We start from the raw sequence: 21,503 nt of genomic DNA, 5'->3' as shown, positions 1-21,503 counted from the left end.
GTCAAGCGCGACGCGAAGCGCGGGCTGGCGTCGCTGTGCATCGGCGGCGGGATGGGCGTCGCGCTCGCGGTCGAGCGCGTCTGAGCAGCGGCTGACGATACGGTCCGCTCGCGGCGCGAATCGGCGTCGCGGGCGAGCCAGGCGGTTTTCGCGCAACACAGGCAGTCAACAACACGCGCGAGGTACCGGTGCGTGCCGCGCCCTCGACGCGGGCGGACGCGCATCGAAGCGGTGGGGCAGCAGCGTGTGCGAGGCCGCCGCCCCGCCTTTCATCGATTACTTTTTTGTCGGTAATTCATAGTATGACTAAGCGAATCGCAGTTGTGACAGGTGGGATGGGCGGCCTCGGCGAGGCGGTCAGCATCCGGTTGAACGACGCGGGTCACCGGGTAGTCGTCACGTATTCGCCGAACAACGCCGGCGCGGACCGCTGGCTGACCGAGATGCATGCGGCCGGCCGGGCATTCCATGCGTACCCGGTGGACGTGGCCGATCACGACTCGTGCCAGCAATGCATCGAGAAGATCGTGCAGGACGTCGGCCCGGTCGACATTCTCGTGAACAACGCGGGCATCACGCGCGACATGACGCTGCGCAAGCTCGACAAGGTCAACTGGGACGCGGTGATCCGCACGAACCTCGATTCCGTGTTCAACATGACGAAGCCGGTCTGCGACGGCATGGTCGAGCGCGGCTGGGGCCGCATCGTCAACATCTCGTCGGTGAACGGCTCGAAGGGCTCGGTCGGCCAGACCAACTACGCGGCCGCGAAAGCCGGCATGCACGGCTTCACGAAATCGCTCGCGCTCGAGGTCGCGCGCAAGGGCGTGACGGTGAACACGGTGTCGCCGGGCTACCTGGCGACGAAGATGGTCACTGCGATCCCGCAGGACATCCTCGACACGAAGATCCTCCCGCAGATCCCGGCGGGCCGGCTCGGCAAGCCCGAGGAAGTTGCGGCGCTGGTCGCTTACCTGTGCTCGGAGGAGGCCGGCTTCGTGACGGGCTCCAACATCGCGATCAACGGCGGTCAGCACATGCAGTGACGTGCGGCGGCCCGCACGGCGTTCGCGTCCGTGCGGGCCGCGTTCCCCCTATCCCGCGCCGGAGCGGCGGAAGGCGCGCCGCTTCGGCCTCGCATTCCGGAGAACGCATGGGCGACACCTGGATCGGACTGGTGATCGGCGGCTCGGCGCTGGCCATCGCGCTGACGATGGCGATCTCGCTCTACTGGCTCGAGCGGCGCCGCGCGCGGCTGCTGCGGAACTTCGATCATCGCGATTGCCGGTTCGTCGCGTACGGCAAGTGTTTCGCGCGCAGGCCGGAAAGGTCGCTGCGCCGCATGCGCCGGGCGCGCTGACGGCAAAGCCGGTCGCGTCGCAAGCGGTGAACGATCGGCGAGCGGTTACGCCCCGAGCGCATGCAGTCGGCAATGCGCGCGGGATGCGCGATCAGTCGTTCCTTTCGCCCTTTCCAGCCGACTCGCCCGCGTCGTTCTTGTGGAAGATTCGCTTCGTCGTGCGCTTGGTGGCTTCCCAGCCTTCGCGCGACGCATGCGCGACGCCGTGCCCGACCGCCTTCGCGGCGCTTGCGGTCGCGTGGCCGAAGCTGCGTGCGGCCTCGCCGGTCTTGTGCGCGGCTTCCTTTGAATCGCGCTTGATGTCCTGCTTCACTTCCGACATGTCCGCGTGTGCGAGCGGGCTGAGCAGCGCCAGAACGAGCGCTGCGCCAATGAACTGACGAACTTTCACGACCGGTTTCCTTGAGGTAAGCCTCGTCATCGAGGATTCGTGTTGCCGGCAGGCGCCGGTTGAAGCGCGCCGGCGGCCGATGCGTCGAGCATCACCGCCGCGCGGCCGGACAGCAGCACGCGCTCGCCGCAGCGCAGCGCGAAGCCGTACAGCACCGAGCGGCCGTCGCCGCTGACGCGTTGCGCGTCGACGGTGAGCGGCGCTTCGAACGTGTCGAGCCGGTCGACGAACGCGTCGACGTTGCGCACGCTCGCGAGATAGCCGACGCGCGGACGCGCTTCGTGCGCGCCGAGCAGCACGCCGTGCACGGCCATCGCCTGCGCCGCATATTCGATGCCGCAAACCGACGCGAGCCGCCCGTGCGCGCGCAGCGGGTTGTGCGGATCGCGGTGGCTCGTCGCGGTGCAGCGGATTCGTTCGGCATCCCATGCATCGACCGAATCGAGCATGCACATCGCGCCGGCATGCGGAATGTGCGCGGCAATCCACGCATGGTCGAGCGGCGGGGTCAATCCGACCGGTGCGGTCATCGCGCGCGCTCCGCGCAGGATTCGGAGATCGCGACGTCGACTTGCACGCGCGTATCGTCCAGGTAGTCGAGCACGACGCGCGTCGAGCTCCGCGCGGCGAGCGCATCGAGCAGCGGCAGCACGCGGGCGGCCGGATTGCCGGCGCGCAGCGCGTCGAGTCCGGCATGCGCGAGCGTCGTCGCGGGCGCATCGGTGAGCTGCACGTCGATGCGGGCGAGCGCGCGTTCGCTCGCTTCCGGCGCGAACACGAGCGCGACGCCGAATGCGTCGCCGATCGGCCGCACCGTGCGCAGCGGTTCCGGATAATCGGTGTCGTACGCGATCAGCAGGCTCGGCACGCGATCGACGACGACCTGGCACAGGCTGTCGAGCAGGCCGGCGGCAAAGCTGCCGTCGTGCGCGCACAGCACGTTCGACGTCGCCGTCGCGCGGGTCGCGATGCTCCAGTAGCCGGCCGGCGCGTTGTGCACCGAATTGTGGAAGCGGGTCGGCGACAGCTGGCGATCGTCGCCGGCCAGCGTTTCGCAGATCGCGTGGCAGTTCTGGCCGTCGCCGCCGGACGCGCTGAACACGGTCGCGAGCGTCGCGGCGTCGCGGCCGCTCGCGGCCACCGCTTCGTGGCCGACCGCGAGCGCGGTGCGCACGACCGGGCCCGTGCGGCGCCGTTCGGCGGACGGCAGCCCGGCCGGCGGCGGCAGCTCGGTGCGGGCAGGCATGTAGGGCGCGCGGCCCGCGAGCACGTCGGCCGCGTGCGGCCAGTCGTTCAATCCCGGCCCGACGAGGCCGATGCTTTCGATGAAGGCGGTGAGCGTCATGGCGGGCCTCAACGGCGAGCGCGACCGGCCGCATGCTGGGTGCGACCGAAGATCAGGCTGCAATTCGTGCCGCCGAAGCCGAACGAATTGGAGAGGACGGCGCGCACGCGCGTGTCGCAGCTCGCGAGCACGTAATCGGCTGCGAGCGCCGGGTCGGGCTGCGTCGTGTTGACGCCGGCCGGCACGAACTGCTCGCGCAGCGCGAGCGCCGCGACGATCGCCTCCAGCGCGCCGGCCGCGCCGAGCGTGTGGCCGGTCGCGCCCTTCGTCGAACTGCACGGCGTGCGGGCGAACAGCGCGCCGAGCGCGCGGCTTTCCGCCGCATCGTTGCTCGGCGTCGCGGTGCCGTGCAGGTTCACGTAGTCGATGTCGTGCGCGCCGAGGCTGGCGGAAGCGAGCGCCTGCTCGATCGCCGCGCGCGCGCCGAGCCCTTCCGGATGCGGCGACGACATGTGGTGCGCGTCGCTCGATTCGCCGATGCCGAGCAGCAGGATCGCGTCGCCGTCGAGCGCGGCGGGCGCGGCAGGGACGCGTTCGACGAGCGCGAACGCGGCGGCTTCGCCGATCGAGATGCCGTCGCGCGCGATGTCGAACGGCCGGCACGGCTCGCGCGACAGCAGTTCGAGCGAGTTGAAGCCGTACAGCGTGGTCAGGCACAGCGAATCGACGCCGCCGACGACGGCCGCGTCGATCAGCCCGGCCTCGATCATGCGGCGCGCGGAGCCGAACACCTTCGCACCCGACGAGCACGCAGACGAGATCGCCATCGCCGGTCCGCGCAGCGCGAAATACGCGCGCACGAACGCGGCCGGCGAATACGGGTTGTGCGTGTGCGCGTAGCGGAAATCGGCCGGCAGCGCGCCGCCCGCCGGGTCGCGGCGCTGATACGCGCGTTCGGTTTCGAGGATGCCGGCCGTGCTCGTGCCGACGAACACGCCGACGCGTGCGGCGCCGTAGCGTGCGACCGCCGCCGCGACGCGCGCGTCGAAGCCGTCCTGCGTCAGGCCGAGTTGCGCGAGGCGGTTGTTGCGGCATTCGAAGTCGGCGAGATCGGCGCGCACGGGCTGCTCATCGACGCCGTCCACCGCGCCGATCCACGTGTCGAGATCCGCACGCTCGAAATTGCAGGGCACGAGCCCGCCGCGGGCGTCGCGCAACGCATCGAGGGTCGCGTCGAGGCCGCGGCCGATGCAGCTGGTGGCGGTGAAGTGCGAGAGCAGGAGAGGGTTCACGAGGGTCGCATCCGGTGGCCGGAACGGGCGCTGCAGCAGGGCTGGCACGCGCGCCGTTCGAGGTCAGATTTTATCAAACGGGGGGGGCGGGACGCCCGGCTGGCCGGGTGGTTCGGGCGCCAGCGCCGCGCGCAGCGTGGTCCAGTGCAGCTGCGCGTCGGCGGCTGCGCGCAGCACCGCGGGCAGCACGTCGAGCACGACCGGTTCGCCGCGCGCATCGCGCGCCGCGTGACCATCGTGCACGAGCAGGATGTCGCGCGCGTCGAGCCCGTGCAGCAGGCGGCGCGTAACGGTCGCGGCGTCGTGTGCCCGCGTGTCGAAGCCGCGCCGCGTCCAGCTCGCCAGTTGCAGGCCGAATTCGCACAGCACCGGTTCGAGAAACGGATTGCGCAGGCCGGCCGGCGCGCGGAAGAACAGCGGGCGCGTGCCGGCGAGGTCGGTCAGCGTCTGCTGCGCGGCCGCGATCTCGCGGCGCAGCGCGGCCGGCCCCGACAGCGAGAACGTATGGCGGTGCCGCTGGCTGTGGTTCTCGACCGCATGGCCGCGCGCGACGATCGCCTCGATCCAGTGAGGATGGCGGCGCGCGAGATCGCCGATGCAGAAGAACGTCGCACGCGCGTCGTAACGGTCGAGCAGGTCGAGCACGCGCGGCGTGACGTCCGGATCCGGGCCGTCGTCGATCGTCAGCGCGATGCGGCGGCCCGCGCCGGCCGGCAGGCGTGTCCAGTTCGGGCCGAGCAGCGTGCTGCGCGGCCACAGGCCGGCCGCGGTCAGCGCGAGATGCGACGCGACCACGCCGCCGACGGCCCACGGCCACGTGGCCGGTTGCGCGATCGCGGCCGCGCCCGCGCCCGCGTGCAATGCGGCGGCGCCGGCGATCAGCGGCGTGGGTTTCCAGCGCCGTGCGTCGCCGGCATCGCGCGGCGGAATGAGCGGTGGCACGTTCATGCGCGGCCTCCTCGTTCACGATTGCCGAGCGCCGCCGTGCCCGCTGCGCGCGGCGCGAGAATCGCCGCGAACGCGAGCGCAAGCATCGCGCCGGGGCCGACGGTCAGCCCGAAGGTTTCGAGCAGCGGCACGCGCGACAGCGCGAGCAGCCCGAAGCCGGCGACCGTCGCGAGGTTCGCGATCAGCAGCGACACGAGCGTGTACGGCGTGACGGGCTGCGCGTCGTCGCGCCGGCAGAAGAACAGCGCGTAATTCGAGCCGACCGCGACGATCAGCAGCATCCCGACGAGGTGCAGGATCGTCAGTGGCACGCCGGCGAGCGCGAAGCCGGCCGTCACGACCAGCACGGCCGCGACGAGCGGGGCGAGTGCGCGGGCGGCGCGGCGCGGCGAGCGCAGCGCGATCAGCAGCAGCATGGCGATCGCGGCGAATCCTGCGAGCGACAGCCGGATGTCCTCGTGCACGTAGCTCACGTACAGGCGATCGGCTTCGGTCTTCATGTCGACGAATAGCGCATCGGGCACGCCCGCGCGCGCGACGGCGGCGCGAATCGGCGCGGCGTCGAGGCTCGATGTGGGCTGCTTCGCGCGCGTAGCGTCCGGCGCCCGCAGCGGCAGCATCGCGTTCCAGCGACCGTCGCGCTCGGTCAGCAGGGCATCGACGGCGAGCGCCATCGACGTGCCGCGCAGGTCCGCGCGCGTGAGCAGCGGCGCGTGGCGCGCGGCATCGACGTCGGCGAGGAACGGCGCGAACAGGTTGGGCTTCACCGCGATCGGCTGGTGCGCGACGGCCGAGCGCATCCGTGCGGCGAGCGCGTCCGCATCGGGCAGGCTCGCCTGGCGCGCGCGCTGCGCGGCATCGCTCGGCAGGTAGCGTGCGGGGTTTTCGAAACCGCCGAGCGCGCCCCGGTCGACGAGCGGCTGCAACTGCGCGGCGACTTTTTCCGCACCTTCGAGCGCGGCCTGTTCGGTCGGCGCGGCGATCACGACGAGGTAGCGCACGTCGGGCGCGCCGACATCGGCGCGCAGCCGCGCGTCGAGCGCCTGCGCCGGCGCGGGCACCGGGCTGAGCGCGGCGAGCTCGCGGCTCCACAGGCCGTCGCGATGCAGCGCGAGCGTCGCGCACGCGGCGACCACGAGCACCGCGAGCGGCCAGCGCAGCCGCGGCGCGGCGCCGGCCGCGCGCGCGAGCACGGCGCCGACGCGCGAGACGTCGCGGATCGCGACACGCTCGCCGCGCAGGTGCGGCAGTACGAAGCGCGTGACGAGCGCGGCGGCCGTCAGCCCGACGATCGAATAGAGCCCGAGTTGCACGAGGCCCGGGAAGCCGGAGAACAGCATCGACGCGAAGCCGCACACGGACGTCAGCACGCCGAGCCGGATCGTCGGCCAGTACGCGGCGACCCATGCGCGCGTCGCGTCGGCCGGGCGCGCGGCGCCGCGCGTGCCGGCCCGCGCCGATTGCACGAACAGGTAGATCGAATAGTCGACGGCTTCGCCGAGCAGCGTCGTCCCGAACCCGAGCGTCAGCCCGTGGACGGTGCCGAACGCGACGCCGACCGCCGCGATCCCGGCCGCGACGCCGGTCAGCACCGGCAGCAGGCCGAGCGCGAGCGTGCGCGGCGAACGGTACAGCGTGAGCAGCAGCGCGACGATCAGCACGACGCTCGCCGCCGACAACCGTTCGACGTCGTGCCGGATCGTGTCGCGCGTGTCGACCGAGAACACGCCGGGGCCCGTCATCGCGAGCGTCGCGGCGTGCGCGTTCGGCACGGCCTGCGTCGCGGCCGCGAACGCGCGGCGCACGGCGTCGATCGCGCGGGCCTGCGCGTCGGTATCGGAGCCGGCGGCGGCCGTCTGCACGACCAGCACCGCGCGTGTGCCGTCGCGCGACGCCCACACGCCGTCGCGGCTCGCCGGTTCGGCCGCGCTGTCGAGCCCGTCGACGAGCGCGGCGACTTCGCCGGTCGGGTCGCGCGGCAGCATCGCCTTCGCGACGAGGCCGGCCGACGAACCCAGCAGATCGAGGCTGTCGCCGAGCGCCTGGTGCAGGCCGTCGGCGCTGAAGCGCTGCGGCGTGACGGCCGGGCTCAGCAGATAGCGATGGTCGAAGATGAATTGCCGGTCGCGCGCGTCGTTCGCGGCTTCGCCGTTGTGCACGGCCGCGAACTGCGGATCGGTGCGCAGCGTGCCGGCCACGCGCCGCGACAGCGCGGCGCGCGTGCGCGCGTCGCCGCCGTCGATCGCGACGAGGATCAGGCGCGACACGATGCCGTCGCGCAACTGGTCGACGAGCACGCGTTGCCCGGCGCTCGGCGCATTCGGCAGGAACGCGGACAGGTCGGCCGTGAAGTGCGCGCGCCCGATCGCGATGCCGCACGCGACGAGCGCGAGCAGCCATACGAGCACCGCGCGCTGCCGCCATGCGGGCACGCGGCGGGCGATGGGGGACGGGCGCGTACGATCGTCCATCAGTTCGCGTCCGCCGCGACGGGTTGCAGGCGCATCACCGAACGATCGCCGTCGGCCTGCCGGATCGCGACGCTGCGCAACACGTCGCGCGTGCCGTCGAGCGTGATCGTGCTGACGACCTTCAGCATCCGCGAATCGAGCGGCGTGAGCGTCAGCGTCCAGTCGTCGCCGCGTCCGGACAGCGCGACCTTGTACACCTGTTCGAGCGCGAAGCGGTTGCCGGCCAGCGTCGCGCGGATGCTGTCGATGAACGCGCCGAGTTCCGGATAGCGCGCGAGCGCAAGCGTGTACTTGCGGTTGTTGCGTTCGACGGTGAGCATGTCGCCGTCGACGACGAGGTGTTCGGGCTTCGGGCTCACCGTGTGCTTTTCCAGATGGTCGGGTGCGACGAACATCAGTTCACCCGACGATTCGATCGGCTGCGCGGCGATCGACAGGGTCTTCGTCTCGGTGAAGGTCGCGCGGCCCGACTTGTGCTGCGCGAGCGTCGACATCAGCCGGTCGAGGGTCCACGCCGAGCCGGCATCGGCTGCGTGTGCGGGCATGGCCAGCACGATCGCGGTGGCCGTGGCGGCGAGCACGCGCGCCACGCGGACGATGCGGTGCGACGAGAACGGGAACGGGCGGCGGCGAACGGCGGTCATGCGTCGGAATCCCTCGTGGCGGGCAGGTCGGCGCCGGCGTGCACCGTCTCGCGGCGCGCAGCCGCGGCATCGCCGCCCTTCCAGAAATCGAAATAGTTGAACCAGTTGTACGGCGCCGCGCGGCAGTACTTGTCGAGCAGCGCGACGTAGCGCGCGAGCGCCGCATCGACCGCCGCCGCGCGCGTATCGCGCCGCACGTCGGAGAAATCGGCGAGCGTTTCGAAGTGCACATCGTAGCGGTTGCCGTCGCGATAGAGGCCCGTCATGAAGATCACCGGGCGCTTCAGCATCGCGGCCATGTAAAGCGGCCCGAGCGGAAACGCGGCCGGCGCGCCGAGCAGCGGCACGCGCCGCAGCGACGCGGCCGCGTCGTCGAGCAGCGTGCGATCGGCGAGCATGCCGACCATGCAGTTCGCGTCGAGGCGCTCGCGCACCTTCAGCATCGAGTCGACCTGCCCGAGCGGAATCACCTCCGGCTGCGCGGCCGGATTCACCGCGGCGAGCGTCGCATTGATCTTGCGCGCGTTCTGCTCGTACATCGTGACGACCACGCGCAGGTCCGGACGCGTGCGGCCGATCGCGCGCACGACCTCGAAGCTGCCGAGGTGCGCGCCCATCAGGAACGCGCCGCGCCCATCCGCGAGCGCGGCGTCGACGAGCGTTTCGCCGTGCAGCCGGATGTCGAACAGGTCGAAGCGCCCGTTCATCAGGTAGACGCGATCGTGAATCGTCGCCGCGAACGTGAACACGTGCCGGTACACGTCGCGCCAGCGCGCGGGGCGGCCGAGCACGCGGCGCAGGTAGTCGCGCGACGCCGCGCACGCGGCCGGAGAGAACAGCACGAAATACGTCGCGATCAGGTGCAGCACGATGCGCGCGCGCTGTCGGCCGAAGCGCAGCGAGATCCACGTCATCGCGCGCAGCAGGCTCGCATTGCTGCGCTCCTGGCGCTCGGCCCATGCGGTGCGCTTCATCGCTGCGCGCCGTCCTGCGCGGCCGACGGTGCGGACAGCACGCCGGTCGCGACCTCGCGCGACCCGGCGCGCACCGTGAAGCGGATCGCGCCGCTGGCCGCGGCGTCGTACGCGAGCGCGAGCGGTTCGCCGGGCGCGACCGGGCTCAGGAATTTCGCGGACCCGAGCCGCCACGTGTGCAGCGGACGGTTCAGCGCCGCACCGATCGTATGGATCGCGTGATCGAGCAGCACGACCCCCGGCACGACCGGATGGCCGGGGAAGTGGCCGGGCAGCGCGGGATGGTCGGCGGCGATCGTGAACGCGAGCGCGGGTGGGCCGGCCGGGTCGTGCTCGTTCGGCGGCGCGGTGGTCGTGCGTGCATGCTGCGCGACGAGCGCGGCCAGCACGTCGCGCGGCAGCTTGCCCGTTTCGTTGCGCGGCAGCGCATCGACGAACACGAGCGGGCGCGGCATGAACGCGGGATCGATCCGCTCGCGCAGCGCGCGCTGCAGATCGGCGGGCGCGAGCGTCGGCGCGACGACGAGCGCGACGAGCCGCGTGACCGGTTCGAGCGCCGCGTCCCCGTGCACCGGCGCCGCTTCGTCGGGCATGAAGAACACGCCGTCGACCACTTGCGGGATCGCGTTGAGCTGATGGTTCAGGTACGCGAGCGACGTGCGCTTGCCGGCGATGTTGACGAGGTCGGCCTTGCGGCCGTGCAGCAGGAACCGGCCATCGCCGAGCAGTTCGAGCGCGTCGCCCATCGGCACCGGCGCCTCGACGTGGCCGCCCGATACCCACACGGTCGGCCCGCTGTCGTCGCCGCCCGGTGCGTCGCGCGCGTCGAGCCGGATGTCCGGGAACAGTTCCCACGCCGCGCCTTGCGACGTGCGACGGGTCGCGATCTGGCCGGTCTCGGTGCTGCCGTAGATCTCGACGAGCGGCGCGCCGAGCGCGGCCTCGGCCTCGCACGCGAGCTTTTCCGACAGCGGCGCGGTAGCCGACAGCACGAGCGCCGCGCGCGGCAGCGCATGGCCGGCCGACAGCAGCGCACGCAGGTGGATCGGCGACGTGACGAGCACGCGCGGCTGCGGGATCGCGTCGAGTTCGTCGCGAATGTCGCTCGGGTAGAACGGCTGGAGGTTGCTGAGCGCGAGGCCGCCGAGCAGCGCGAGCAGCACCGTCGACTCGAAGCCGTACATGTGCTGCGCGGGCACCGTGCCGATCAGCGTGGCCGCGCGGCCGTCGAGCAGGCCGAGGCGATCGGCCGCCGCGCGCACGCAGCCGACCAGGAAGCCCCAGGTCTTGCGGTGCGGCACCGGCTGGCCGGTCGAGCCGGACGTGAACACGTACGCCATGATCCGCGCCCCATCGATCTGCGGGACGGCGAACGGCGCGTCGCTCGCCGGTTCGCCGGGCGCGGCATCGGGATACGCGAAGCGCGGCAGGTCGATCGTGCAATCGGGCGCGTCGTGCAGGCAGAACGCGTCGGGTGCGAACGACGCGAGCTGGCGAACCATTTCCGGCGTGTGCGTCGACGGCAGCAGGCTGATCCTGCCGGCGACGAGCGCCGCGCACAGGCTGACCGCGAAGCGATAGCGGTCGCGGCACACGTTGAACACGTGGCCGCCGGCGGGCAGCGCGGCGGCCACGCGCGCGACGTCGGCGACGAACGCGCGCACGGTGACGGGCGCGCCGTCGCGCCAGGCGATCGTCTGGTCCGGCGAGGAATGGAATACCAGCGGGTGAGTCGGCATAAATCGGTCTAGACGGAAACGAAGGCCGGCGCGGCCGCGGGGCCGCGCCGGTCATGAATTCATCGCGAGCCCTGCGATGCGTGGGTCGACGCGCGATACGCGCGCACCGCGTCGACCATCCGCGGCCGCGGCTCGTGCGGCAACGCGAAACGCCGGCACGCATGCTCGGCCGCGAACATCACGGCGACGAGCGGCAGCGACAGATAGTTCGCGAAGGTCGACCACGTGACGATCGACGCGGTCGCGAACAGCAGTGTCGACACGGCGGCGGTCGCGACGAAGAACAGCGTCCACGCGAGCGTGATCCGCCGCGTGTAGCGCGCGACGGCCGGCGTGACCGTGCCGTGGATCATCGCCGCGAAGCGCGTGCACAGCGGCACCTCGCCGGCCACGAGGGTGCGGCCGAACAGCAGCGCCATCGCGACGTTGAAGCTCGCGTGCTCCAGATACAGGCCCCATTCGAAGTGCCGCGCGAGCGGCGCGCGCGCGGCCCACAGCGCGGCGGCAACCAGCAGCCAGGCCGGCACGAACCACGCGCGCCGTGGCGAGCGCAGCGCCGCGCCCAGCGCGAGCAGCAGCGGCGGCACGAGCGCCATCGCGAGACCGAAGCCGTGCGCGCCGGGTGTCGCGCTCGCGTAGTGCGCGCCGGCCTGGTAGGCGGCCACGGCGCCGACTGCGGCGACACCGCGCACGACGGCCAGCAGCCGGCTCATCGGCGGCCTCCGGGCGCGCGGCGCGCGCGGCGGTCGGCGGCCGGGCTGCAGCGACTGACGGGCGGGCGAACCGGAACGGCGCGCAAGGGCGGATGCGGCATGACTGGAAACATCGGGCGGATCGTGGGCGGACGCGGGGCGGGCCGTCAAACATCATATGAATGGTGGCCGGGACGCGGGTCCGGGCCGCTGGTCGGGCACGCTCATTTTAGGGCCGCTGCCGCGCGGGTTCGGGGCGGCGGCGACCGGGTTTTGTAACGGATTGTATGGCACCGGACGAACGATTTCGCGGGGTCGGTCCATTTCCATCCAAAGCGGCTCAAGCGTCTCGTGCGTTCGCGCCCGAAACGGGCCGCGGCGATGGCTCGCCAGTCTTGTAACCATTCGCGGTATACGACCCGATACCCTTCCTCTAGAATCCGCGTAACTTTTACAAACGATCCCCAACGACGCAGGCGGGGAAGCCGGCAGACGCCGGAGGGACGGAGATTTCGCACGCGCCGGGCGTGCCCGACGGTTGCCGTTTCCGTGCACCTCCCGCTGCCATGGGCCGCCTGCACGCACCCATGATGAACGCACTGGAACAAGAGCTCGCCACGCTGATCATCGGCGAATTGAATCTCGACGACGTCCCGCTCGACACAGTGACGGCCGACATGCCGCTGTATGGCGAAGGTTTCGGGCTCGACTCCATCGACATCCTGGAAATCGCGCTGCTGATTTCGAAGAAATACGGCTTCGAACTGCGCTCGGACAATCCGGACAACCAAAAGATCTTTGCGACGCTCGGTGCGCTGGCGGCCTACGTTGCCGCGCGTCGCACGAAGTGACGACGGCGCTCGACGGACGACGCGGCCGCGTCGATCGAGGTGACAACGCGATGAACGGAGCCATTCGATGCGGGCGCTCGTGACGGGCGGCAGCGGCGCACTCGGGCAGGCGATCTGCGCGGCGCTCGCGCAGGCCGGCCATGAAGTGTGGGTGCAGGCGAACCGCCATCTCGCGCAGGCGGAGGCCGTCGCGCAGCAGATCGTCGCGGCCGGCGGCGCCGCGCACGCGATCGCGTTCGACGTGACCGATGCCGATGCGACGCTCGCCGCGCTGCAGCCGTTCATCGACGATGCGCCGGTGCAGATCCTCGTCAACAACGCGGGCATTCACGACGACGCGCCGATGGCCGGCATGTCGCGCCGGCAATGGCACAGCGTGATCGACGTGACGCTCAACGGCTTTTTCAACGTCACGCAGCCGCTGCTGCTGCCGATGATCCGTACGCGGCGCGGCCGGATCGTCAACATCGCGTCGGTGGCCGGCGTGACCGGCAATCGCGGGCAGGCCAACTACGCGGCCGCGAAGGCGGGGCTGATCGGCGCGACGAAGTCGCTGTCGCTGGAGCTCGCGTCGCGTGGCATTACCGTGAACGCGGTGGCGCCCGGCATCATCGCGTCGCCGATGGCCGAGCACGCGTTTCCCGCCGAACGCATCAAGCAGCTCGTGCCCGCGCAGCGCGCGGGCCGGCCCGACGAAGTCGCGGCGATGGTCGCGTACCTGGTGTCCGACGCCGCGGCCTATGTGACGGGGCAGGTGTTGTCGGTCAACGGCGGGCTCGCGTGACGAAGCGCGCCGCGTTGGCCTGACGTAACGCAACGCGGTGCAGTGCCGCGTGGTCGCGCGGCCTGCGCCGCATAGTGAGGAAATCGAAGTGTCCGTGCATCCAGCCCACGCCGAACGGCGCCCAAGTTCGCCGTTGCCCGTCGCCCCGGCGTTCGCGCACGTCGGCGGCCGCGCACTGCGGCTCGTCCAGATGAGCGATGCGCGGCTCGTCGCGCTGCTGCACGACGCGCGCAGCCGGGGCGACGGACTCGATCGCGTGTTTCCCGGCGCGCTGGGTGCGGTGTGCATCGGCGCACCGGGCACGCAGCACGCGTCGCGCGCGCAGGCGCTGGCGCGGATGCTGACCGATGCCGCGCCCGACCTGCCGGTCGCACCGGTGCAGATGACGCTGCTCGGTGCCGAAGCCGCACCGGGCGATGCCGTCTGCGAACTGTGGCAATGCGATGCGCACGACCTGCGCAGCGAACGACGCGGTGCGCTGCACTACCGCTACAGCGAAACGGCGGGGCTCGTGTTCGGCAGCCTCGTCGTGCACGAGACGGACGCGGCGTACGACGCGCCGCACGACGGCGGCACGCCGCTCGAACGCGCGACATTCGACGCGTACCGCGCGCTGTTCGACCTGCTCGATACGCTCGGCACGCCGCATCCGCTGCGGATCTGGAACACCGTGCCGGCGATCAACGCGGTGCAGCGCGGGATCGAGCGCTATCGTCAGTTCAATATCGGTCGTCAGCGTGCGTTCGATGCGTGCCGACGCGCGCTCACGGGCAGCGTGCCGGCCGCGTGCGCGCTCGGTTCGGTCATGCCGGTCGCGGGCGAAGCATCGCCGGCCGCGCCGCTCGCGATTCATTTCCTCGCGAGCCGCACGTCGGCCGATTCCATCGAGAATCCGCGTCAGGTCAGCGCGTATCACTATCCGGCGCAGTACGGCCCGCGTGCGCCGACGTTCGCGCGCGCGGCCGCGTGGGCCGCCGACCATGCGGCGCCGGTGCTGTTCGTCTCGGGCACCGCGAGCATCGTCGGGCACCGTACCGTGCATCGCGGCGACGTCGTCGCGCAGACGCGCGAGACGGTCGCGAATCTCGCGGCCGTGCTCGAGCAGGCCGCGCGGCAGGGGCACGGCCCGTTCTCGCTCGCCGACCTGAACTATCGCGTCTACGTGCGCGACGCCGGCGACACCGCGGCGCTGGCCGCGATCGATCGCGTGCTGCGCGACACGGCCGGTCCTCACGTTCGGCCGCTGTTCGTGCATGCGGACGTGTGTCGCGACGACCTGCTGGTCGAGATCGAGGCCAGCGCCGGTCATGCGATGGAGTGGCTGTCATGAAGCGCGAGCGCCTCGCGATCGGGCAGCCGGCCGGGCCTGCGGCCGGCGTCGACGACGCGTGCCGGCGTTCGTCGGCAAGTCATACACTTTTGTCAGGCTCCCCGTCTTCCCCATCGGCTGTTCCCATGTCCAAGCTGCACGCGTCGTCCACCCATCTCGTCCTGATTCCGAGCTACAACCCGGGCGCCAAGGTCGACACGACCGTGCGCAATGCCCGCGCGCAATGGAATCCGGTGTGGGTCGTCGTCGACGGCAGCACCGACGGCAGCGCCGAACGGCTGCAGGCGATGGCCGGGCGCGATCCCGGCCTGCGCGTGATCGTGCTGCCGGAGAATCGCGGCAAGGGCGCCGCGGTGCTCGCGGGGCTCGACGCGGCGGCCGCGAGCGGCTTCACGCACGTGCTGACGATGGATTCCGACGGCCAGCATCCGGCCGACCTGATTCCCGCGTTCATGGCGGCGTCGCAGGCCGCTCCCGACGCGATGGTGCTCGGCGTGCCGAAGTTCGACGCCAGCGCGCCGCAGTTGCGCGTGCAGGGGCGCCGGCTGTCGAACGCGTGGGCCGACCTCGAGACGCTGTGGGCCGGGATCGGCGATTCGCTGTACGGCTTCCGCGTGTATCCGGTCGCCCCGCTGGCGGCGATCATGCGGCGCCAGCCGTGGATGCGCGGCTTCGACTTCGATCCCGAAGCGGCCGTGCGGCTGTGCTGGGCCGGCGTGCGCCCGATCCTCATCGACGCGCCGGTGCGCTATTTCGGCCGCCACGAAGGCGGCGTGTCGCATTTTCACTACGGCCGTGACAACGCGCTGCTTGCGTGGATGCACCTGCGCCTGTTCGCCGGCTTCGCGATGCGGCTGCCGATGCTGGTCGCGCGCCGCCTGACGCGGCGCCGCGACCGGACGGCCTGAGCGAAGGCCGGTCCGCTTTCGTTGCCGGCCGCCGCGCCGGGCGCGGCGATTGCCATGCTTTTCGTCGTCAATCCGGGGCCAGATCGCCGCGTCATGTCAATCTGCTGAGTAATGAGCGTGTCATCCGATGTAAACAACTGGTAATTTTCTGCCGGATTATGCAAAATCGCCGCTCCCAAATACAACTATCGAGGGATTCCGGGATGCAACTCAAGAAAGCGGTGGCGGCGTGTGGCGTGGCGTTTCTGTTGAGCGCGTGCGGCGGGGTGCAGAGCCTTGACGCGAACAGCCTGACGTCGGCGGGGACCAACCTGTACAAGGCGGCGACGCTGTCGGACAGCGACATCGCCGCGCTGTCGAACGAGTCGTGCAAGTCGAGCGACGCCGAATCGAAGATCGCCGCGCCGAACAGCGCGTACGCGAAGCGCCTGACGAAGGTGATGAAGGGCTTCGGCGACATGACGCTGAACGGCCAGAAGATCAACTACAAGGTCTACATGACCAAGGACGTCAACGCGTGGGCGATGGGCAACGGTTGCGTGCGCGTGTACAGCGGCCTGATGGACATGATGAACGACGACGAGCTGCGCGGCGTGATCGGCCATGAAATGGGCCACGTCGCACTCGGTCACTCGAAGAAGGCGATGCAGACGGCGTACGCGGTGAGCGCGGCGCGCACCGCGGCCGGCGCGGCATCGCCGGGCGTGGCGGCGCTGACGAGCTCGCAACTCGGCGACATCACCGAGAAGTTCATCAACGCGCAGTTCTCGCAGACGCAGGAAAGCGCGGCCGACGACTACTCGTTCGACCTGATGAAGCAGAAGAGCATGAACCAGAAGGGTCTCGTCACCGCGTTCCAGAAGCTCGCGCAACTGGACGGCGGCAAGAGCTCGATGATGAGCTCGCACCCGTCGTCGTCGAGCCGTGCGCAGCACATCCAGGATCGCATCGCGAAGGGCAGCTGATCGCACGACGAATCGCCGGCCGTCCGCGCCGGCGATCGGCAAGCGACATGAAAAACCCCACGCCCGTTGTTCGGGCGTGGGGTTTTGTCTTTCGGGCCTGCCTGCGCGCCGGTTACGGCACCATCCCCGGCAGCACGTACGCCTGCACGAGCGTGATCAGCCCGACGATCACCGCGAACAGCAGGCTGTGCCGCACCGTGAAGCGGAACAGCTCCGATTCCTTGCCGACGAGGCCCGTCGCCGCGCACGCGACCGCGATCGATTGCGGCGAGATCATCTTCGCGGTCACGCCGCCCGTCGTGTTCGCGGCGACCGCGAGCGTTTCGGGCACGCCGAGCTGATGCGCGGTGGCCTGCTGCAGCGAGCAGAACAGCGCGTTCGACGACGTGTCCGAGCCGGTCAGGAACACGCCGAGCCAGCCGAGGAACGGTGAGAAGAACGGGAACGCGCCGCCGGTCGCGGCCAGCATCAGCGCGAGCGTCGACGACATCCCCGAGTAGTTCGCGACGAACGCGAACGCGAGCACGAGGCCGATCGACAGGATCGGGCGCGTCAGTTCCTTCAGCGTCTCGCCGAACGTGACGAGCGCGTCGCGCGGCTTCATCCGCAACAGCGCCATCGAGATCAGCGCGGTCACGAGGATCGCGCTGCCGACCGCCGACACGAGATCGAGCTTCAGCACCGCGTCGAGCGCCTTCGGCGTCGCGGCGATCGGCGCGGTCTTCACGACGAGCTGGTCGAGCCCGGCCACGTGAAACTTCAGCACGGTCGACGCGAGCGCGCCGTGCGCGGCGAACAGCGCCTTGAACGGCGCGATGCTCCACACGGTGACGACGGCCGTCAGGATCAGGAACGGCGACCACGCGCGCACGGTTTGCGCGAGCGTGTACGGCGACGCCTGGCGGCTCGTGCCCGCTCCGTTGCCGCCCGCGCCGAATCCGGCGAGCGCCGCGCCGCCGCCGGACGCGACGATGCCGCCGGCCGTCTGCTTCGCGCTGCTCGGCTGCCAGACCTTCAGGAACGCGGCGAGCGACACGAGGCTGACGAGCGACGACGTGATGTCCGGCAGCTCGGGCCCGATGTGGTTCGACGTGAAGTACTGCGTGACCGCGAAGCTGCCGCCCGCGACGAGTGCGGCCGGCCACGTCTGCCGTACGCCGCGCAGCCCGTCCATCATGAACACGAGCCAGAACGGCACCGCGAGCGACAGCAGCGGCAACTGACGGCCGGCCATCGCGCCGATGTGGAACGCGTCGATGCCCGTCACCTGCCCGGCGACGATGATCGGAATGCCCATCGCGCCGAACGCGACCGGCGCGGTGTTTGCAATCAGACACAGTCCGGCCGCATGCAGCGGCTTGAAGCCGAGGCCGACCAGCAGCGCGGCCGTGATCGCGACGGGCGCGCCGAAGCCGGCCGCGCCTTCGAGAAACGCACCGAACGAGAAGCCGATCAGCAGCATCTGCAGCCGCTGGTCGTCGGTGATCGACAGCACCGACGCGCGGATGACGTCGAACTGGCCGGTCTTCACGACGATCTTGTACAGGAACACCGCCGCGACGATGATCCACGCGATCGGCCACAGGCCGTACGCGAAGCCGAAGCCGGCCGCCGCGAGCGCCTGCGGCACGGGCATGCCGTACGCGACGATCGCGACGCCGAGCGCCAGCAGCAGCGTGATCGCGGCCGCGACGTGGCCCTTCATCCGCAACGCGGCGAGCGCGACGAAAAAGAAGATGATCGGAATCGCGGCGACGAGTGCCGACAGCCCGAGGCTGCCGAGCGGGGTGTAGATCTGGTGCCAAACCTGCATGGTTGTCTCCTCCATGGATTTATCGGGGTACGGGTTTGAAAGCGGATGCGCTATTCGGGCTGGCCGCGGGCGCGCAGCAGGTCGGACAGGCTGCGCGGCGCCGGTTCGAGTGGCGTGCGGTGCTGCGTCCAGCCCAGTTGTTTCGCGGGCGTGAGCGCCCGCAGGCGCGTCGCGGCCCAGCGGAACGCGCGGTACGCGCGCGGATGCGCGAACGCGCCCGACCAGAAGCGCCACACGAGTTCTTCCGTGCGGTGGTAGTTCGCGCCCTGGCCGCGCAACGGATGCGCGACCGGTTCGTCGGGCTTGCGGTTCGCTTCGGTGCGCAGCCGCACGAGCAATTGCGGGATCGGGATGCGCACCGGGCACACCTCGCCGCATGCGCCGCACAGCGTCGATGCGGTCGGCAGGTCGGCCGTCGCGTCGAGGCCGAGCAGGTGTGGCGAGATGATCTTGCCGATCGGGCCCGGGTAGGTCGTGCCGTATGCGTGGCCGCCGATGCGCGTATAGACGGGGCAGTGATTCATGCACGCGCCGCAGCGGATGCATTGCAGCGTCGCGCGCAACTGTTCGTCCGCGTACGCCTGCGTGCGGCCGTTGTCGAGCAGCACGAGATGCAGCTCGCGCGGGCCGTCGCGTTCGCCGTCGCGGCGCGGGCCCGAGATCAGGTTGAAGTAGGTCGTGATCGCCTGGCCGGTGGCCGAGCGCGTGAGCAGGCTCGACAGCGGCACGATGTGCTCGAGTTTCTCGACGACCTTCTCGATCCCCATGATCGCCACGTGCGTGTCGGGCACCGTCGTCGACAGGCGGCCGTTGCCTTCGTTCTCGACGAGCCACAGCGTGCCCGTGTCGGCCGCCGCGAAATTGACGCCGGACAGGCCGATGTCCGCTTCCGCGAACGCGCGGCGCAGCGCGCGCCGGCCGGTCTGGATCAGCTCGTCGACGTCTTCCGTGTAGCGCGCGCCGGGGAGGTGCGCCTCGAACAGTTCGGCGATGTCGCCGCGGGTCTTGTGGATCGCCGGCATCACGATGTGCGACGGCTTCTCGCCCGCGAGCTGCACGATGAATTCGCCCATGTCGGATTCGATGCAGTCGACCCCGTGCTCCGCGAGGTAATGATTCAGCTCGATTTCCTCGCTCGCCATCGACTTGCCCTTGATCACGCGGCGCGCCTTCTTCGCCTGCGCGATGCCGAGCACGATCGCGTTCGCATCGGCGGCCGTCTCGGCCCAGTGCACGTGCACGCCGGCTGCGGCGAGCTTCGTCTCCAGCCGTTCGAGCAGCGCGGGCAGTTGCGCGAGCGCGTGCTGCCGGATGGCTTCGCCGAGATCGCGCAGCTGCTGCAGCTCGGTGTCGTCGGGGAATTGCGTCGCGCGCTTGCCCTGCAGGAAGTCCATCGCGCCGCGAAAGCTCCGGCGCAGTGCCGGATCGTCGAGCGCGGCGCGCGCACGGGTCTTGAAGTCGCCGGGGGCGACGAATTGCAGCGGGTGGTCGCTCATCGCGGCAGGTCCTCGCAAGCGGGGGCGGCCGGCGGCGCGGCCGAATCGGTGACGATCACGACCCACAGGCGGCGCGGGCCGTGCGCGCCATAGGCGAGCGTCTGCTGGATGTCGGACGTCTTCGACGGGCCCGATACCAGCACGAGGTTGGTCGGCATGCCGGCTGGCCAGCGCTCCGCGTGCACGGCGGCGTGCAGGTCCGCATGCAGTGTGTTCGCATGGACGAGCGCGACGTGCAGCGGCGGCACCAGCGACACAGTGCGCGGCGTGCCGGCATCGGGCGCGAGCACCAGGGTGCCGGTGGCCGCGATGCCCGAGCGTGCGACGGTGAAGCCCGCGTCGATCGTGTCGAACAGTTCGGTTTTCCACGCGTCGATCGGCCGGTCGAACGGCACGGGCGCGACCGTCTCGGGCAGCGCGCGGGCGAGCGCCGCGGATTCGGCGCGGGCCGCGTCGAGCAGCAGGCGGCGCACGCCGGCGTCGGCCAGACGTGCGGCGAGCTGCGCGGGCCATGCGTCGGCGGTTGCGCACCAGACTTCGGCGTGCGACGCGGCAAGTGCCGTCTGCATCGCCCGCACGCGTGCATCGGCGGCGGGGCCGGCCGATGCACGGCGCGTGTCGTAATGCGCGTCGATGCGTGCATCGAGCGCCGGCGCGGCGTTCGTCGCGACGCCCGGTGCGGCGGCGCGCAGCCGCGCGAGGATCGCGTCGCGCGCGCTCATTTCGATGCTCCGCGCAGCGAGCCGGCGCCAGCCGTGCGGCGCCACAGGAAGCTCGCGAGATGTTCGACGGGCAGCGCCGCGCCGGCCTTGGCCGCGGCGTGGCCGATGTTCAGCAGGCAGCCGCAGTCGGCCGACACGAGCCGGTCGCAGCCGGTCGCGCACGCCGACGCGACCTTGTCGCGCACCATCGCGCCGGAGATGTCCGGATGCTTCAGCGAGAACGTGCCGCCGAAGCCGCAGCATTCGGATTCGCGTTCGTGTTCGATGCGCGTCACGCCCGGCAGCGCGTCGACGAGCGCGACGCCGTGCACGCGCGTGCCCATCTCGCGCCGTGCCGCGCACGACGTGTGCAGCACGACGCGTTCGTCGGGTCCGGCGTCGGCCATGACCGCGTCGAGCTGCACGTCGAGCACATGGATGAGGAATTCGGCGAGTTCGTAGGTCCGCTCCGCGATCGCGCGTGCTTTCGGGCCGTGAACGGGATCGTCGGCGAACAGCGCCGGCCAGTGGTGCCGGATCATGCCCGCGCACGAGCCGGACGGCACGATCACCGGCCACGGTTGCGCGAACAGGTCGAGCTGCGCGGCCGCGACGCGGCGCGCCTCGTCGGGATTGCCGCTGCTGTAGGCCGGCTGCCCGCAACAGCTCTGGCCGCGCGGATAGTGGACCGTCAGGCCCTCGCGTTCCAGCAGGCGGACCGCGTCGAGCCCCGCTTCGGGGACGAACAGGTCGACCAGGCAGGTCGCGAACAGATAGACGTGCGCGGGGGCGGTGGGGTACGGCCGTGGGTTCATGTCTCGCTCCAGAGGCGACGACCCGGCGTGCGGAGCGTCGATTT

The 21,503-nt window shown here is 71.0% G+C and carries 21 protein-coding genes; 7 read left to right on the top strand and 14 right to left on the bottom strand.

The genetic code is table 11. The features are described 5' to 3' along the window. Positions 1-302: 302 nt before the first annotated feature. Together phbB and J8I33_RS33235 are read left to right on the top strand one after the other, a co-directional pair. Positions 303-1,046, top strand: coding sequence for an acetoacetyl-CoA reductase (phbB, locus tag J8I33_RS33240; protein ID WP_063278326.1), 744 nt, complete (start codon positions 303-305; stop codon positions 1,044-1,046). A gap of 107 nt (positions 1,047-1,153) precedes the next feature. Continuing rightward, positions 1,154-1,360 (top strand): hypothetical protein, encoded by a 207-nt coding sequence (locus tag J8I33_RS33235; RefSeq protein ID WP_050016713.1) that lies wholly within the window; start codon positions 1,154-1,156, stop codon positions 1,358-1,360. Positions 1,361-1,451: 91 nt separating this feature from the next. Here the strand turns inward: J8I33_RS33235 and J8I33_RS33230 are convergent, their stop codons facing one another. From J8I33_RS33230 to J8I33_RS33185, 10 genes are all read right to left on the bottom strand, one after another. Beyond that, positions 1,452-1,781, bottom strand: coding sequence for a hypothetical protein (locus tag J8I33_RS33230; RefSeq protein WP_050016711.1), 330 nt, complete (start codon positions 1,779-1,781; stop codon positions 1,452-1,454). Further along, on the bottom strand, positions 1,778-2,281 hold the full coding sequence (locus J8I33_RS33225) for a hotdog family protein (RefSeq protein WP_124557584.1): 504 nt from the start codon (positions 2,279-2,281) through the stop codon (positions 1,778-1,780). The genes J8I33_RS33230 and J8I33_RS33225 overlap by 4 nt, the downstream gene beginning before the upstream one ends. Then, positions 2,278-3,096 carry a beta-ketoacyl synthase chain length factor gene (locus J8I33_RS33220; protein WP_209939931.1) on the bottom strand — a complete coding sequence of 273 codons (819 nt, stop codon included), beginning with the start codon at positions 3,094-3,096 and terminating at the stop codon, positions 2,278-2,280. The genes J8I33_RS33225 and J8I33_RS33220 overlap by 4 nt, the downstream gene beginning before the upstream one ends. Positions 3,097-3,104: 8 nt before the next feature. After that, the gene (locus tag J8I33_RS33215) at positions 3,105-4,328 is read right to left on the bottom strand and encodes a beta-ketoacyl-[acyl-carrier-protein] synthase family protein (RefSeq protein WP_209939929.1); all 1,224 of its coding nucleotides are present in this window, start codon (positions 4,326-4,328) and stop codon (positions 3,105-3,107) included. Between the two features lie 63 nt (positions 4,329-4,391). Beyond that, positions 4,392-5,276 carry a polysaccharide deacetylase family protein gene (locus tag J8I33_RS33210; RefSeq protein ID WP_209939927.1) on the bottom strand — a complete coding sequence of 295 codons (885 nt, stop codon included), beginning with the start codon at positions 5,274-5,276 and terminating at the stop codon, positions 4,392-4,394. Then, a complete protein-coding gene (locus J8I33_RS33205; protein WP_209939921.1) occupies positions 5,273-7,747 on the bottom strand; it encodes an MMPL family transporter in 2,475 nt (824 codons plus the stop codon). The genes J8I33_RS33210 and J8I33_RS33205 overlap by 4 nt, the downstream gene beginning before the upstream one ends. After that, positions 7,747-8,391: an outer membrane lipoprotein carrier protein LolA gene (locus J8I33_RS33200; RefSeq protein ID WP_209939917.1), complete on the bottom strand. Its 645-nt coding sequence runs from the start codon at positions 8,389-8,391 to the stop codon at positions 7,747-7,749. Before J8I33_RS33200 ends, J8I33_RS33205 begins: the two co-directional genes overlap by 1 nt. Next, positions 8,388-9,365 (bottom strand): acyl-CoA synthetase, encoded by a 978-nt coding sequence (locus tag J8I33_RS33195; protein ID WP_209939913.1) that lies wholly within the window; start codon positions 9,363-9,365, stop codon positions 8,388-8,390. The genes J8I33_RS33200 and J8I33_RS33195 overlap by 4 nt, the downstream gene beginning before the upstream one ends. After that, positions 9,362-11,104 (bottom strand): acyl-CoA synthetase family protein, encoded by a 1,743-nt coding sequence (locus tag J8I33_RS33190; protein WP_209939908.1) that lies wholly within the window; start codon positions 11,102-11,104, stop codon positions 9,362-9,364. Before J8I33_RS33190 ends, J8I33_RS33195 begins: the two co-directional genes overlap by 4 nt. A gap of 59 nt (positions 11,105-11,163) precedes the next feature. After that, on the bottom strand, positions 11,164-11,817 hold the full coding sequence (locus tag J8I33_RS33185) for a hypothetical protein (protein WP_209929115.1): 654 nt from the start codon (positions 11,815-11,817) through the stop codon (positions 11,164-11,166). A 545-nt stretch (positions 11,818-12,362) separates the two neighbouring features. Here J8I33_RS33185 and J8I33_RS33180 point away from each other — a divergent pair. From J8I33_RS33180 to J8I33_RS33160, 5 genes are all read left to right on the top strand, one after another. Then, positions 12,363-12,647 carry a phosphopantetheine-binding protein gene (locus tag J8I33_RS33180; RefSeq protein ID WP_124631937.1) on the top strand — a complete coding sequence of 95 codons (285 nt, stop codon included), beginning with the start codon at positions 12,363-12,365 and terminating at the stop codon, positions 12,645-12,647. A 67-nt stretch (positions 12,648-12,714) separates the two neighbouring features. Beyond that, positions 12,715-13,431 carry a 3-oxoacyl-ACP reductase FabG gene (gene fabG, locus J8I33_RS33175; protein WP_209939905.1) on the top strand — a complete coding sequence of 239 codons (717 nt, stop codon included), beginning with the start codon at positions 12,715-12,717 and terminating at the stop codon, positions 13,429-13,431. Between the two features lie 37 nt (positions 13,432-13,468). Further along, positions 13,469-14,761, top strand: a complete 1,293-nt coding sequence (locus tag J8I33_RS33170) for an endoribonuclease L-PSP (RefSeq protein ID WP_209929122.1) — start codon at positions 13,469-13,471, stop codon at positions 14,759-14,761. Positions 14,762-14,886: 125 nt separating this feature from the next. Next, the gene (locus tag J8I33_RS33165; protein ID WP_209939903.1) at positions 14,887-15,669 is read left to right on the top strand and encodes a glycosyltransferase family 2 protein; all 783 of its coding nucleotides are present in this window, start codon (positions 14,887-14,889) and stop codon (positions 15,667-15,669) included. A 203-nt stretch (positions 15,670-15,872) separates the two neighbouring features. Next, positions 15,873-16,634, top strand: coding sequence for a M48 family metalloprotease (locus tag J8I33_RS33160; protein ID WP_050016683.1), 762 nt, complete (start codon positions 15,873-15,875; stop codon positions 16,632-16,634). A 112-nt stretch (positions 16,635-16,746) separates the two neighbouring features. Here J8I33_RS33160 and J8I33_RS33155 read toward each other — a convergent pair whose 3' ends face one another. Genes J8I33_RS33155 through J8I33_RS33140 form a run of 4 tightly spaced genes read right to left on the bottom strand, consistent with a single transcriptional unit; the run spans position 16,747 to position 21,459 of the window. Then, positions 16,747-18,447 (bottom strand): lactate permease LctP family transporter, encoded by a 1,701-nt coding sequence (locus tag J8I33_RS33155; RefSeq protein ID WP_050016681.1) that lies wholly within the window; start codon positions 18,445-18,447, stop codon positions 16,747-16,749. Between the two features lie 50 nt (positions 18,448-18,497). Further along, positions 18,498-19,943, bottom strand: coding sequence for a LutB/LldF family L-lactate oxidation iron-sulfur protein (locus tag J8I33_RS33150; RefSeq protein WP_209939902.1), 1,446 nt, complete (start codon positions 19,941-19,943; stop codon positions 18,498-18,500). Further along, positions 19,940-20,665: an LUD domain-containing protein gene (locus J8I33_RS33145; protein WP_050016721.1), complete on the bottom strand. Its 726-nt coding sequence runs from the start codon at positions 20,663-20,665 to the stop codon at positions 19,940-19,942. The genes J8I33_RS33150 and J8I33_RS33145 overlap by 4 nt, the downstream gene beginning before the upstream one ends. Beyond that, positions 20,662-21,459, bottom strand: a complete 798-nt coding sequence (locus J8I33_RS33140; RefSeq protein WP_050016677.1) for a (Fe-S)-binding protein — start codon at positions 21,457-21,459, stop codon at positions 20,662-20,664. Before J8I33_RS33140 ends, J8I33_RS33145 begins: the two co-directional genes overlap by 4 nt. Positions 21,460-21,503 lie beyond the last annotated feature (44 nt).

The sequence above is a fragment of the Burkholderia sp. AcTa6-5 genome (assembly GCF_017815075.1).
In the GTDB taxonomy this organism is placed as follows: Bacteria; Pseudomonadota; Gammaproteobacteria; order Burkholderiales; family Burkholderiaceae; genus Burkholderia; species Burkholderia sola.
Note: the sequence above shows the minus strand (reverse complement) of the source record. Positions and strands in the feature narration are given on the sequence as shown.